Raw genomic sequence first — 12769 nt, forward strand, 5'->3', positions numbered from 1 at the left:
GCGCGCCATCCCGAGGAGGCACTGAATGCCCACGAACGTCTACGATCCGCCCGCGCTCGCGCCACAGACCCTGCGGGTCACCCCGCTCGGCGGGCTCGGCGAGATCGGTCGCAACATGACCACCTTCGAGTACGAGGGCAAGATCCTCATCGTCGACTGCGGGGTGCTGTTCCCCGAGGAGCACCAGCCGGGGGTCGACCTGATCCTGCCCGACTTCGAGCCGATCAAGCACCGACTCGACGACATCGTCGGCGTGGTGCTCACACACGGCCACGAAGACCACATCGGCGCGGTTCCCTACCTGCTGAAGCTCAAGTCCGACATCCCCCTGATCGGCTCCGGCCTCACGCTCGCCCTCATCGAGGCGAAGCTCAAGGAGCACCGGATCAAGTCGTACACGCTGACTGTCAGCGAGGGTCAGCACGAGCGGATCGGACCCTTCGACCTCGAGTTCATCGCGGTCAATCACTCGATCCCCGACGCCCTGGCCGTCGCCATCCGGACCCCCGCCGGCCTCGCCCTCGCCACAGGCGATTTCAAGATGGATCAGCTGCCGCTGGACGGGCGCCTCACCGACCTCCGCGCGTTCGCCCGGCTGGGGGAGCAGGGCGTCGACCTGTTCCTCGTCGATTCGACGAACGCGGACGTCCCGGGTTTCACGGCGCTGGAGCGCAGCATCGGCCCCGTGCTCGATCAGGTGATCGGCAAGGCGCCCCGGCGCGTGATCGTGGCGAGCTTCGCGAGCCACGTGCACCGCGTGCAGCAGGTGCTGGATGCCGCGGCGGCGCACGGTCGCCGTGTCGCGCTCCTCGGTCGGAGCATGGTCCGCAACATGACGATCGCCGATGAGCTGGGCTACCTCAACGTTCCCGAGGGCGTCCTCATCGACTACAAGAAGGCGCGCGACCTGCCGGACGACAAGATCGTCTACATGTCGACGGGCTCGCAGGGCGAGCCCATGGCCGTGCTCAGCCGCATGGCCAACAACGACCACGAGATCGAACCGGGTCCGGGCGACACGGTGATCCTGGCCTCGAGCCTCATCCCGGGCAACGAGAACGCGGTCTACCGCGTGATCGACGGGCTCACCAAACTGGGTGCGAACGTGGTCCACAAGGGCAACGCCAAGGTGCACGTCTCCGGCCACGCGGCCGCGGGCGAGCTGCTCTACTGCTACAACATCCTGCAGCCGAAGAACGTGCTTCCCGTGCACGGCGAGTACAGGCACCTGATCGCCAACGCGAAGCTCGCGCAGGACACCGGCATCGCGCCCGAGCGCACGATCGTCGGCGAGAACGGCACGGTGATCGACCTGCGCGACGGCGTCGCCTCGGTCGTGGGGCAGCTCGACCTCGGATTCGTGTACGTCGACGGCTCGACCGTGGGCGAGATCACGGATGCCGACCTGAAGGATCGCCGGATCCTCGGCGAAGAGGGCTTCATCTCCGTGATCGTCGTGGTGGATGCCGCGACCGGCAGGGTCATCTCGGGCCCCGAGATCCACGCCCGGGGGTTCGCGGAGGACGACGCCGTGTTCGAGGGGGTCAAGCCGAAGATCGCGGCGGCACTCGCCGACGCCGCGCAGTCCGGGGTCCGCGACAACCACGCCCTCTCGCAGATCGTCCGCCGGACCATCGGCCGGTGGGTGAACACTTCGCTCCGCCGCAAGCCCATGATCATCCCCCTCGTGATCGAGGCGTAACACGGCGCGGGTACTATCCCCGCATGGCCACCTTCCGCGTACGCCCCGCCGGTCAGTCCGACGGCGCCTTCCTCGGCGACATGGTCGTCGAGGCCGCCAACTGGCGGCCGGAGGCGGCGCGTCCGAAGGTGCAGCTGCTCTCCGACGCCGAGCACACCCGGTACCTGACGGGCTGGAAGCGCCCTGCCGACGCCGGTTTCATCGCCGTCGACGCGGGCGGCGATCCCATCGGGGCCGCCTGGTATCGCCTCATGCCCCGCAGCGACCCCGGATTCGGCTACGTCGGAACGGGCGTGCCCGAGCTCATCATCGGGGTTCGCCCCATCTGGCGCGCCCACGGCGTCGGTCGGGCCCTTCTGCAGGCGCTGACGGAGCAGGCGCGCGCGGACGGCTACGCGCGCATCAGCCTGAGCGTCGAGCGGGCCAACTTCGCCACGACGCTGTACCGCTCGGAGGGCTTCGCCGTGACGCAGCGCGGCGTCGGCCGCGACACGATGGTGAAGCTGCTGCGCTGAGCGAGCGCGCGGGCGCGGGGCGGAGATAACGCTCCCGCGTCGTTCCGGTGATTCGGGGGCGCTTCCGCCTACCGTGGAGGAATGGCCAGGAGCTCAAGCCCGACCAAGAATGGTCGCGCGCCCGCGAACGCGTCATCTTCGCGCGCCCGCAAGCCGGCCCCCGCGCCGAAACGGTACGTCGGCGAGGAGGACAAGCCGCCCGTTCCGGCACGCGCATGGATGGGCCTGGCGCACGGCACCGGCGGCCTGTTCCGGGCGTTCGGTCCCGAGACGCTCGAGAAGGAGCAGCGCCGCGACGGCCTGCCGTTCCTCCTCGTCCTCCTCGCCATCGCGGGAACCGTCGTCGAGTGGTTCTTCATCGGCAACGAGGTCGCCGAGAACATCAGCGCCTACACCGTCGGCGGACTGATCGGCCGCGTGGCCTTCGTGTTCCCCGTGCTGCTTCTGCTGCTTGCGGGCTGGCTCTTCCGGCATCCGTCATCGGTGCACGACAACGGCCGCATCGGCATCGGCTTCGGCCTCTTCACTCTCACCGTCGCCGGCTTCTGCCACGTCGCGGGCGGACGGCCCGTCCCACGCGAGGGGCTTCCCGCGCTCAGCGAGGCCGGCGGGCTCTTCGGCTGGATGGTCGGCGAACCTCTTGCGATGCTGCTGACGGATGTCGGCGCATACATCGTGCTGTCGCTGCTCGCCGTGCTCAGCATCCTCATTCTCACGAAGACCCCGCCCAACCGCATCGGCAAGCGGCTCGGTGACCTCTACTTCTGGATGTTCGACGCCGAGCGCAAGCCGGAGCCGCAGCCCGGCGTCGTCACGGCCGTGCCGGCATCCGACGCCGACCCTTCGATGCCGGATCCTTCGATTCCATGGTGGCGCCGCAACAAGACCGGCCGCGAGGAGGACCCGGACTCGGGCATCGGATCGCAGGATCTGACCGAGCTGCTCACCCCTGGACAGGCGCAGGGCGGCTTCGAGCAGGCCATCGCCCCGGCGGTGCCCCCGTCGCCGTCGCCCGTGATCTTCGATGCGGCGACCGAGGTGCTCGGCAACGTGCAGGCCGTCGCCGGATCGCTCGGCAAGGGCGGCGCGACATCGATCCTCGACGACGGCGAGGACGACGACGACGCCCTCCCCGGACTCTCCGGCTTCGGCACCGACGGGCCCGGTGCGGGCGGCCCCCGCCCTCCCGCGCCGCCGTACAAGCTGCCCTCCACCGCGACGCTCGCCGCCGGCACGCCGCACAAGGAGCGCTCCGCGGCGAACGACGCGATCGTGGCCGCCATCACGAGCGTGCTGCAGCAGTTCCAGGTGGATGCCCGTGTCACGGGCTTCTCGCGCGGTCCCACCGTCACGCAGTACGAGGTCGAGGTGGGGCACGGCGTGAAGGTGGAGCGCATCACGGCGCTGACCAACAACATCGCGTACGCGGTCGCCTCGAACGAGGTGCGCATCCTCGCCCCGATCCCCGGCAAGAGCGCGATCGGCGTCGAGATCCCCAACACCGACCGAGAGATCGTGACGCTCGGCGATGTGCTCCGCTCGCCGACCGCGATGAACAGCACGCACCCGATGACCATCGGCGTGGGCAAGGACGTCGGCGGCGGCTACGTCATCGCGAACCTCGCGAAGATGCCCCACCTCCTCGTGGCCGGTTCGACCGGCTCCGGCAAGTCGAGCTTCGTCAACTCGATGATCACGAGCCTGCTGATGCGGGCCAAGCCCTCCGACGTGCGGATGGTGCTGATCGACCCCAAGCGCGTCGAGCTGACCTCCTACGCGGGCGTGCCGCACCTCATCACCCCGATCATCACGAACCCGAAGAAGGCGGCCGAGGCGCTGCAGTGGGTCGTGAAGGAGATGGACATGCGGTACGACGACCTCGCGTCGTTCGGCTTCCGTCACATCGACGACTTCAACAAGGCCGTCGTCGCGGGCGAGATCGATGTGCCGCCGGGCAGTGAGCGCGTGCTGAAGCCCTATCCCTACCTGCTGGTCGTGGTCGACGAGCTCGCGGATCTCATGATGGTCGCCCCCCGCGACGTCGAGGATTCGATCGTACGCATCACGCAGCTCGCCCGGGCAAGCGGCATCCACCTGGTGCTCGCCACCCAGCGACCCTCGGTGGATGTGGTCACCGGCCTCATCAAGGCCAACGTCCCTTCCCGGCTTGCCTTCGCGGTGACCAGCGTGACCGACTCCCGGGTCATCCTCGACCAGCCGGGGGCCGACCGCCTGATCGGCCAGGGCGACGCGCTCTTCCTGCCGATGGGCGCCTCGAAGTCCATCCGCGTGCAGGGCGCGTGGGTCAGCGAGGCCGAGATCGAGAAGGTCGTCAAGCATGTGACGCAGCAGGCCCGGCCGGAGTACCGCGAGGTCGCCGTGGCGGCCGAGAAGAAGGAGATCGACGCCGACATCGGAGACGACCTCGAGCTTCTGCTGGCCGCGGCGGAGCTCGTGGTGTCCACGCAGTTCGGCTCGACATCCATGCTGCAGCGCAAGCTGCGCGTCGGCTTCGCCAAGGCGGGCCGGTTGATGGACCTTCTGGAGTCCCGCGAGATCGTCGGACCCTCGGAGGGGTCCAAGGCCCGCGATGTGCTCGTCACCGCCGAGCAGCTGCCCGGCGTGCTCGCACAGATGCGGGGTGAGGACGCGCCGGCCTCCGGCGGCCGCTCGCTGGGCATGTCCGCGGGCGCGGCGGACCCGATCGAGGCCCAGTACGAAGGGATGCCCGTCGTCGAGGAGGATGGCGACGAAGACGCGTGGGGCCTGACGGGTCGCGACTGATGGCCGTGCCCCGGCAGCTCCCGAACACGATCACGCTGGTGCGCATCCTCTGTGCGCCGATCTTCCTCTGGATGCTGATCGCCGACGGGGGTGCCGACGGACCGCTCCGCTGGTGGGCGGCGGCCCTCTTCATCGTCGCGATCGCCAGCGACGGGATCGACGGCTGGATCGCGCGCCGGTACGACATCGTCACGGACCTCGGAAAGCTCCTCGACCCGATCGCCGACAAAGTGCTGACGGGGTTCGCATTCGTCGGGCTGTCGATCCTCGGCGAACTGCCGTGGTGGGTCACGATCGTGGTGCTCGTGCGGGAGGTGGGCATCACGGTGCATCGCCTCGTCGTCGCGAGCGACCACGTCGTCGCGGCCGCCTGGATGGGCAAGCTCAAGACGCTGGCGCAGGCGGTCGCGCTCTCCCTCGCGCTCCTGCCCCTGTGGACCCTCGTGGGGGAGTGGATCTTCTGGGTCAACACGGTCACGATGTGGATCGCCGTGCTGCTCACCGTCGCGAGCGGCATCGACTACGTCGTCACGGAGGTACGAGGCGCCCGCAGGCAGCGGGATCCCGCGTGAGCGGGGCGCACCCCGCGTCTCCGTCCGACGCCGAGCGGCTGCTGCGGGCACTCCGCGAGCGAGGCTGGTCGATCGGCGTGGCCGAGTCCCTGACCGGCGGGCTCGTCGTGGAGGCGCTCGTCGCCGTGCCCGGGGCCTCAGCGAGCGTGCGTGGCGGGATCGTCGCGTACGCGACGCCGGTCAAGGCGTCGCTGCTGGGCGTCGATGCCGGCCTGCTCGAAGCGCAGGGCGCCGTGCATCCCGAGGTGGCGCGGCAGATGGCCGAGGGCGTCCGCGACGCGCTCGCCGTCGACGGGAAGGCGGCGGATGTCGGGGTTTCGACGACCGGGATCGCCGGGCCCGATTCGCCGGACGGGCAGAGGGTGGGCACGGTCTTCGTCGGCATCGCCACACCTCGAGGGACACGCGTGGAATCGCTGCACTTGGATGGCACACGGGACGCCATCCGGCAGGAGGCCGCCCGCCGCGCGATTCGCCTGGCGATCGAGGCGACGTGAGGGCGTCGCGCGACGGCTGGAATACGGAGTGTTTCGCCTCGGTTACATTCGGTGATTCTCAACCCTTCCCCAGCCCAGGGGATTAGATTGGAATCAGCGGGTGTTGTACTGTTATCCACCCGGCACGCAGATCCAGCAGCGAAGGAGGGGGTCCATCATGATTCTGGTACGTCAAGAAATCGGCGACGTCCTGCGGGACTTCCGCCTTCAAAAAGGCCAGACGCTTCGGCAGGTGGCGAGTCGCGCCAGCGTCGCCCTCGGTTACCTCAGCGAGGTCGAGCGGGGTCAGAAAGAGGCGTCGAGCGAGATCCTCGCCTCGGTGGCGGATGCACTCGATGTCCCGATCTCGACCATCATGCGCGAGGTCGGCGACCGGATCTCGGTCCTCGAAGGCATCCATCCCTTCCCGGATGTCGTACCGGACGACCTCGTGGCGTCGGTCGACGCCGAGCTGTCGTTCCGCTGATTCCGGGCCCGGAGGCAGTGCATGCGGCGCAGTGAGTTCCTGCGCGCCGTTCAGGATGAGTTCGGCGCACGCGGGCCCGCCCTGCTGAGCGACCTCGTGCTGCCGGCCGTCGGCGACCGCACCGCGGCCGCCGCGATCGATGCGGGTGTGCCCCCCAAGGACGTCTGGCTGGCGCTGTGCGCCGAGACCGACGTGCCGATGGAGCGCCGTCACGGAGTAGGTCGGCTCGAGCCCCGCCGACGCTGAGATCGCGGTCGACACGCCGGGCCGGTCCTCGAAGATCTGTTCGATCTCCCGTAGTCTCCTGCACAGGTGGTGTCGAGCGCCTTTCTGCCCACAGCGTCGTCCATTCCGGCTCCAACGTCGGAGGTTCCTCGTAGCGTGCAGATCGGCACAACACACCACTACGCCTTGTCGCAGATCCCGTGCCACCCTCGGTGCGAGGCGCGACAGCCTACAGGCGACGGAACGCGAGCATAGGAGCACGTCATGCCCTCAGCAGAGAACCGCGAGAAGGCCCTCGAATCGGCCCTCGCCCAGATCGACCGGCAGTTCGGAAAGGGCTCGGTCATGCGGCTGGGCAGCGACGAGCGCGCGCCGGTCGAAGTGATCCCGACGGGCTCGATCGCCCTCGATGTCGCCCTCGGCGTCGGTGGGCTGCCCCGCGGACGCATCGTGGAGATCTACGGACCGGAGTCATCGGGAAAGACCACGCTCACGCTGCACGCCATCGCGAACGTGCAGAAGCAGGGCGGCATCGCCGCGTTCATCGACGCGGAGCACGCCCTCGACCCCGAGTACGCGCAGAAGCTCGGTGTCGACATCGACCAGCTGCTCGTCTCCCAGCCCGACACGGGGGAGCAGGCGCTCGAGATCGCCGACATGCTCATCCGCTCGGGCTCGATCGACCTCATCGTCATCGACTCCGTCGCAGCCCTCGTGCCTCGTGCCGAGATCGAAGGCGAGATGGGCGATTCCCACGTCGGCCTTCAGGCGCGGCTCATGTCGCAGGCGCTCCGCAAGCTCACGGGTGGGCTCAACACCACCAACACCACGATGATCTTCATCAATCAGCTGCGCGAGAAGATCGGCGTGTTCTTCGGCTCGCCCGAGACCACCGCCGGTGGAAAGGCGCTGAAGTTCTACGCGTCGGTCCGTCTCGACATCCGCCGCATCGAGACGCTGAAGGACGGGACGGATGCCGTGGGCAACCGCACCCGCGTCAAGGTCGTCAAGAACAAGATGGCGCCGCCCTTCAAGCAGGCCGAGTTCGACATCCTCTACGGCACGGGCATCTCCCGCGAGGGCAGCCTGATCGACTTCGGCGTCGAGCACGCGATCGTCAAGAAGTCCGGCGCCTGGTACACGTATGAGGGCGAGCAGCTGGGTCAGGGCAAGGAGAACGCCCGCAACTTCCTCCTGAAGAACCCCGACATCGCGACGGAGATCGAGACGAAGATCAAGACGAAGCTCGGCATCGGCGTCCCGAAGGCCGAGACGGCGGCCGAGCCGCCGAATGCGGCCGACGAACTGGCCAAGCGTCGTCCGGCCTGATGACCTCACACGGCCATGGTGATGGGGGCGAGAAGCTCGCCCCCATCACCTTCCTCCCCGGTGTTGTACCGCCTGTCGAGTCGGAGCCAGCGCTGCAACAGCGTGAAGCGCCGCGGCGTGCGGCGTCGCTGCCGGACGGGACGCGACGCCCGGTCGCCTTCACCGAGGACTACTGGGCAGAGGACGACGCATCTGGGGACACGTCCGCGGCATTCGCCGGCGACGTCCTCTCAGGGGACGACGTCTCCGGCGAGCCGCAGGTCCCCGACCGGGAATCGATCGCCGCATCGGCCGCCGACGGCCTGACCCGCGACCTGGGGCGGCGAGGCCTCTCGGTGGCCGAGGCCAACGCCCGGCTTCGCGCGGACGGCCTCACCGATGCCGAAGCGGCCGGTGTGGTTCAGGGCTTCGTGGAGCGCGGCTGGCTCGATGACGCCGTGCTCGCGGAGCAGCTCGTCTATGCGGCCACCACTCGCAAGGACATGGGAACCCGCGCCGTCCGCCAGCTGCTCGTCAAGCGACTCGTCAGCCGCGAGGTGATCGACGCCGTGATCGCAGAGCTGCCGGATGACGACGCGGAACGTGCGCTCGAGTTCGCCCGCGTCAAGGCCAGGGCGCTGACCCGATATGACGATGCCACCGCCACGCGGCGCCTGATGGGCATGCTCGCCCGTCGCGGATTCGGCGGCTCCGCCGCGGGGCAGGCGGCTCGCGCGGCACTGGCGGAGGCGCGCGGTTCCTCGGGCGCATCCGGGGTCCGCTTCCGCTGACCGCCCAGCCGGTCATCGGGCATCGAGCCGTAGAATCGGGGAATCATGACTCTGCTGGATGGCACCCCCACGCTCATCGCACCATCGCCCGCCGCTCACGATGCGGCCGGCAAGGCGCGCTCCTACGAAGTGCGCACGTTCGGATGCCAGATGAACGTGCACGACTCGGAACGGCTCTCCGGGTCGCTGGAGAGCGCGGGCTACGTGCGTGCCGCGGCCGGGGAAGAGGCCGACGTCGTCATCATCAACACGTGCGCCGTCCGTGACAACGCGGCCGGCAAGCTGTATGGAACCCTGGGGCACCTGGCGTCCATCAAGCGCCGCAGAGACGGCATGCAGATCGCGGTCGGCGGCTGCCTCGCCCAGATGGACAAGCAGACGGTGCTCGACAAGGCCCCCTGGGTGGACGTCGTCTTCGGCACCCATAACATGGGCTCGCTGCCGAGCCTGCTCGAGCGCGCCCGGCACAACGGCGAGGCGGAGCTCGAGATCCTGGAGTCGCTGGAGGTCTTCCCGTCCACGCTTCCGACCAAGCGCGACTCCATCTACAGCGGCTGGGTCTCCATCTCGGTCGGCTGCAACAACACGTGCACGTTCTGCATCGTGCCGAGTCTGCGCGGCAAGGAGAAGGACCGCCGGCCCGGCGACATCCTCAACGAGATCCGGCTGCTCGTCGAGGACGGCGCGATCGAGGTCACGCTCCTCGGCCAGAACGTGAACTCCTACGGGGTCGAGTTCGGCGACCGGCTCGCCTTCGGCAAGCTGCTGCGCGCGGCAGGTGAGATCGACGGGCTCGAGCGGATCCGCTTCACGAGCCCCCACCCCGCCGCGTTCACCGACGATGTGATCGACGCCATGGCCGAGACCCCCTCGGTGATGCCGCAGCTGCACATGCCCCTGCAGTCGGGAAGCGACCGCATCCTGCGCGCGATGCGCCGGTCGTACCGCAGCGAGCGGTTCCTCGGCATCCTCGACCGCGTGCGCGAGCGCATGCCGTACGCCGCCATCACGACCGACATCATCGTCGGCTTCCCGGGCGAGACCGACGAAGACTTCGAAGACACCCTGCGAGTGGTCGAGCAGGCGCGGTTCACGAGCGCCTTCACCTTCCAGTACTCGATCCGCGAGGGTACCCCTGCCGCGACGATGCCCGACCAGGTCCCCAAGGCGCTCGTGCAGGAGCGCTACAACCGCCTGCTCGCGCTGCAGGAGCGCATCTCGCTGGAGGAGAACCAGGCGCAGGTCGGGCGCGAGGTCGAGGTGCTCGTATCGATGGGAGAGGGCAAGAAGGATGCGGCGACGCACCGGCTGACCGGCCGTGCGGAAGACAACCGCCTGGTGCACTTCGAGCTGCCCGCCGGCAGCGACACACCGCGGCCGGGGGACGTCGTGTCGGTGCGCATCACGCACGCCGCCCCGTTCCACCTGCTGGCCGATGCGCCGGCGGGGGGACCGCTTCTCATCCGCCGCACGCGCGCGGGCGACGCGTGGGATCGATCGCAAGCCGAGTCCTGCGCCATCCCGGCGGCATCCGTCGACGCCGGCACCCCACGCGCCGTGTCGCTCGGGCTGCCGACCCTCCGCGCGACGTCTCTCGCGGCGCCCGCGCTCCCCGTCGGGGAGTGAACCAGCCGGCACGGACCGAGCAGGGGTCCGCGGGGCCGCAGCTGTTCGCGGTCGTCGGCGCCACGGGCACGGGCAAGAGCGACCTCTCCCTCGATCTCGCCGAAGCCCTCGCCGCCTCCGGGCGCCCGGCGGAGGTCGTCAACGCCGACGCGATGCAGCTGTACCGGGGCATGGACATCGGAACCGCCAAGCTCACCGTGGCCGAGCGCCGCGGCATCCCGCATCACCTGCTCGACGTGCTCGATGTCACGGAGGACGCCGCGGTCGCCCGCTACCAGAGCCGGGCTCGCGCCGCGATCGAGGCGGCTCTGGGGCGTGGGTCCCACGCGATCCTGGTCGGAGGGTCGGGACTCTACGTCTCGAGCGTGCTGTTCGACTTCCGCTTTCCGCCGCGGGACGAGGCGGTGCGGGCCCGGCTGGAGGATGAGCTCGAAGCCCTCGGGCCGGGTGCGCTGTTCGAACGGCTGCGCGTGGCGGACCCCGCGACCGCCGCTCGCGTCGACCCTCGGAACGGCCGGCGGATCGTCCGTGCCCTGGAGGTGATCGCGCAGGGTGAGGCGACGCACGGCGCCGCCCTTCCCGACGAGCCGGTGCTGTGGCGACCCTCCACGATCATCGGCCTCCGAAGCCCCCGGGACGAGCTGATCGGCCGGCTCGACGCGCGCGTCGAGCGCATGTGGGCAGCGGGTCTGCTCGAAGAAGTGCAGAGGCTGAGAGCCGACGGCCTCGAGAACGGCATCACGGCCCGCCGCGCGATCGGGTATGCACAGGCCCTCGCCCAGCTTCGCGGCGACAGCACGCAGGCCGACGCGATCGCCGAGACGCAGGCGCTCACCCGGCGCTATGCGCGCCGTCAGGTGTCGTGGTTCAACCGTTACCCCGACGCGCGGTGGTTCGATGCGGGCGATTCGGGGGCGGTGGCACGGATACTGGGTGGATGACCAGCATCCGAGCGTTCACGCTCCGAGACACCGAGTCCGTCATCTCGCTCTGGCAGCAGACCGGCCTCACCAGATCGTGGAACAACCCGCACCTCGACATCCAGCGCAAGCTCTCGGTGCAGCCAGAGCTGTTCTTCGTCGCGGTGGACGGTCATGACGTCGTCGGAACGGTGATGGCGGGCTACGACGGCCATCGCGGGTGGCTCTACTACCTCGCAACATCGCCGCGTCACCGCGGGCAGGGCATCGCCCGGGCTCTCGTCACCGCGGCGGAGGACGCGCTGCTGGACCTCGGCTGCCCCAAGGTCCAGCTCATGGTGCGCCCGGAGAACGAGGACGTCCTCGGCTTCTACGACGCGCTCGGCTACGAGCGGTTCCCGACGACGACGACCGGGAAGCGCTTGATCGCCGACTGATCCCCGCCCCCCTAAACTGGGGCGATGCCCGCCGACACCATCGCCTTCACGAAGGGGCACGGCACCGGCAACGACTTCGTCGTGATCCCCGACCCGGAGGGGCAGCTGGACCTCAGCGACGACCAGGTCGCCGCGCTCTGCGACCGGCGCTTCGGCATCGGCGCCGACGGCATCCTACGCGTCGTGCGCTCGGCCCAGCTCGCCGAAGGAGCCGCCGCGCTGGCGGAGGAGCCGGCCGCGGAGTGGTTCATGGACTACCGCAACGCCGACGGATCGAAGGCCGAGATGTGCGGCAACGGCATCCGCGTCTTCGCCAAGTACCTGCTCGATTCCGGGCTGACCACGCTGAACGCAGGGTCGACACTGCCCGTGGGCACCCGCGCGGGCGTGCGTGACCTGACGCGCAGCGACAGCGGGTTCCAGGTCGACCTGGGGCGCTGGCGCATCGAGGAGGCCGACACCCTGGTGCGCGCTCGCGGGCTGTCCGTGCCGCGCCCGGGTCAGGGCATCGACGTCGGCAACCCGCACGTCGTCGTCGCCCTGCAGTCCGTCGACGAGCTCGAGAGCCTCGACCTCACCGTTCTCCCGCAGCTCGATCCGGTGCCGCCACACGGCGCCAACATCGAGTTCGTCGTGCCGGGTGACCCGCTCGTCCACGACGGCGTCGGCTCGATCCGGATGCGCGTCTTCGAACGAGGCGTCGGCGAGACGCTCAGCTGCGGCACGGGGGTCGCCGCGGCGGCGTTGGCCGTGCGGCACTGGGCCGGGCCGGCGGCTCCCGATCACTGGCGCGTCGAGGTGCCGGGCGGAACGCTCGGTGTTCGCATGTTCCCGGCCGAGGAGGGCGAACACGTGGCCCTGTCCGGTCCTGCGTCGCTCGTCTTCTCGGGCGAGATCGCACTCGCCGGCTGAACCGATCGCGTCCG

At 69.6% G+C, this 12769-nt stretch carries 13 protein-coding genes; all 13 read left to right on the plus strand.

Going from position 1 to position 12769, the window contains the following annotated elements; translation table 11 throughout:
* The first annotated feature begins 25 nt into the window (after positions 1 to 25).
* The 13 genes from ACLQ2Q_RS02435 to dapF all read left to right on the plus strand — a co-directional run bounded on the left by ACLQ2Q_RS02435 (position 26) and on the right by dapF (position 12755).
* Positions 26 to 1702 (plus strand): ribonuclease J, encoded by a 1677-nt coding sequence (locus tag ACLQ2Q_RS02435; RefSeq protein ID WP_425817577.1) that lies wholly within the window; start codon positions 26 to 28, stop codon positions 1700 to 1702.
* 23 nt (positions 1703 to 1725) lie between these two features.
* Complete coding sequence (locus ACLQ2Q_RS02440) at positions 1726 to 2217, plus strand: GNAT family N-acetyltransferase (protein WP_425817579.1); 492 nt, start codon at positions 1726 to 1728, stop codon at positions 2215 to 2217.
* Between the two features lie 81 nt (positions 2218 to 2298).
* Positions 2299 to 5001 (plus strand): DNA translocase FtsK 4TM domain-containing protein, encoded by a 2703-nt coding sequence (locus tag ACLQ2Q_RS02445; protein WP_425817581.1) that lies wholly within the window; start codon positions 2299 to 2301, stop codon positions 4999 to 5001.
* On the plus strand, positions 5001 to 5573 hold the full coding sequence (gene pgsA, locus ACLQ2Q_RS02450; RefSeq protein ID WP_425817583.1) for a CDP-diacylglycerol--glycerol-3-phosphate 3-phosphatidyltransferase: 573 nt from the start codon (positions 5001 to 5003) through the stop codon (positions 5571 to 5573). The genes ACLQ2Q_RS02445 and pgsA overlap by 1 nt, the downstream gene beginning before the upstream one ends.
* Positions 5570 to 6070: a CinA family protein gene (locus ACLQ2Q_RS02455; RefSeq protein ID WP_425817585.1), complete on the plus strand. Its 501-nt coding sequence runs from the start codon at positions 5570 to 5572 to the stop codon at positions 6068 to 6070. The genes pgsA and ACLQ2Q_RS02455 overlap by 4 nt, the downstream gene beginning before the upstream one ends.
* Before the next feature lie 157 nt (positions 6071 to 6227).
* Positions 6228 to 6536, plus strand: a complete 309-nt coding sequence (locus ACLQ2Q_RS02460) for a helix-turn-helix domain-containing protein (protein WP_425817587.1) — start codon at positions 6228 to 6230, stop codon at positions 6534 to 6536.
* Positions 6537 to 6557: 21 nt separating this feature from the next.
* Positions 6558 to 6782 carry a DUF3046 domain-containing protein gene (locus tag ACLQ2Q_RS02465; protein ID WP_425817589.1) on the plus strand — a complete coding sequence of 75 codons (225 nt, stop codon included), beginning with the start codon at positions 6558 to 6560 and terminating at the stop codon, positions 6780 to 6782.
* A gap of 243 nt (positions 6783 to 7025) precedes the next feature.
* The gene (gene recA, locus ACLQ2Q_RS02470) at positions 7026 to 8090 is read left to right on the plus strand and encodes a recombinase RecA (RefSeq protein WP_425817591.1); all 1065 of its coding nucleotides are present in this window, start codon (positions 7026 to 7028) and stop codon (positions 8088 to 8090) included.
* Positions 8090 to 8860 (plus strand): regulatory protein RecX, encoded by a 771-nt coding sequence (locus tag ACLQ2Q_RS02475; RefSeq protein WP_425817593.1) that lies wholly within the window; start codon positions 8090 to 8092, stop codon positions 8858 to 8860. The genes recA and ACLQ2Q_RS02475 overlap by 1 nt, the downstream gene beginning before the upstream one ends.
* 45 nt (positions 8861 to 8905) lie before the next feature.
* Positions 8906 to 10486, plus strand: coding sequence for a tRNA (N6-isopentenyl adenosine(37)-C2)-methylthiotransferase MiaB (gene miaB, locus ACLQ2Q_RS02480; protein ID WP_425817595.1), 1581 nt, complete (start codon positions 8906 to 8908; stop codon positions 10484 to 10486).
* The gene (miaA, locus tag ACLQ2Q_RS02485) at positions 10483 to 11427 is read left to right on the plus strand and encodes a tRNA (adenosine(37)-N6)-dimethylallyltransferase MiaA (protein WP_425817597.1); all 945 of its coding nucleotides are present in this window, start codon (positions 10483 to 10485) and stop codon (positions 11425 to 11427) included. The genes miaB and miaA overlap by 4 nt, the downstream gene beginning before the upstream one ends.
* The gene (locus tag ACLQ2Q_RS02490; RefSeq protein WP_425817599.1) at positions 11424 to 11843 is read left to right on the plus strand and encodes a GNAT family acetyltransferase; all 420 of its coding nucleotides are present in this window, start codon (positions 11424 to 11426) and stop codon (positions 11841 to 11843) included. The genes miaA and ACLQ2Q_RS02490 overlap by 4 nt, the downstream gene beginning before the upstream one ends.
* Before the next feature lie 24 nt (positions 11844 to 11867).
* Complete coding sequence (gene dapF / locus ACLQ2Q_RS02495) at positions 11868 to 12755, plus strand: diaminopimelate epimerase (protein WP_425817601.1); 888 nt, start codon at positions 11868 to 11870, stop codon at positions 12753 to 12755.
* The last annotated feature ends 14 nt before the right edge of the window (positions 12756 to 12769 follow it).

The organism is Microbacterium sp. DT81.1, assembly GCF_049844955.1.
In the GTDB taxonomy this organism is placed as follows: domain Bacteria; phylum Actinomycetota; class Actinomycetes; order Actinomycetales; family Microbacteriaceae; genus Microbacterium.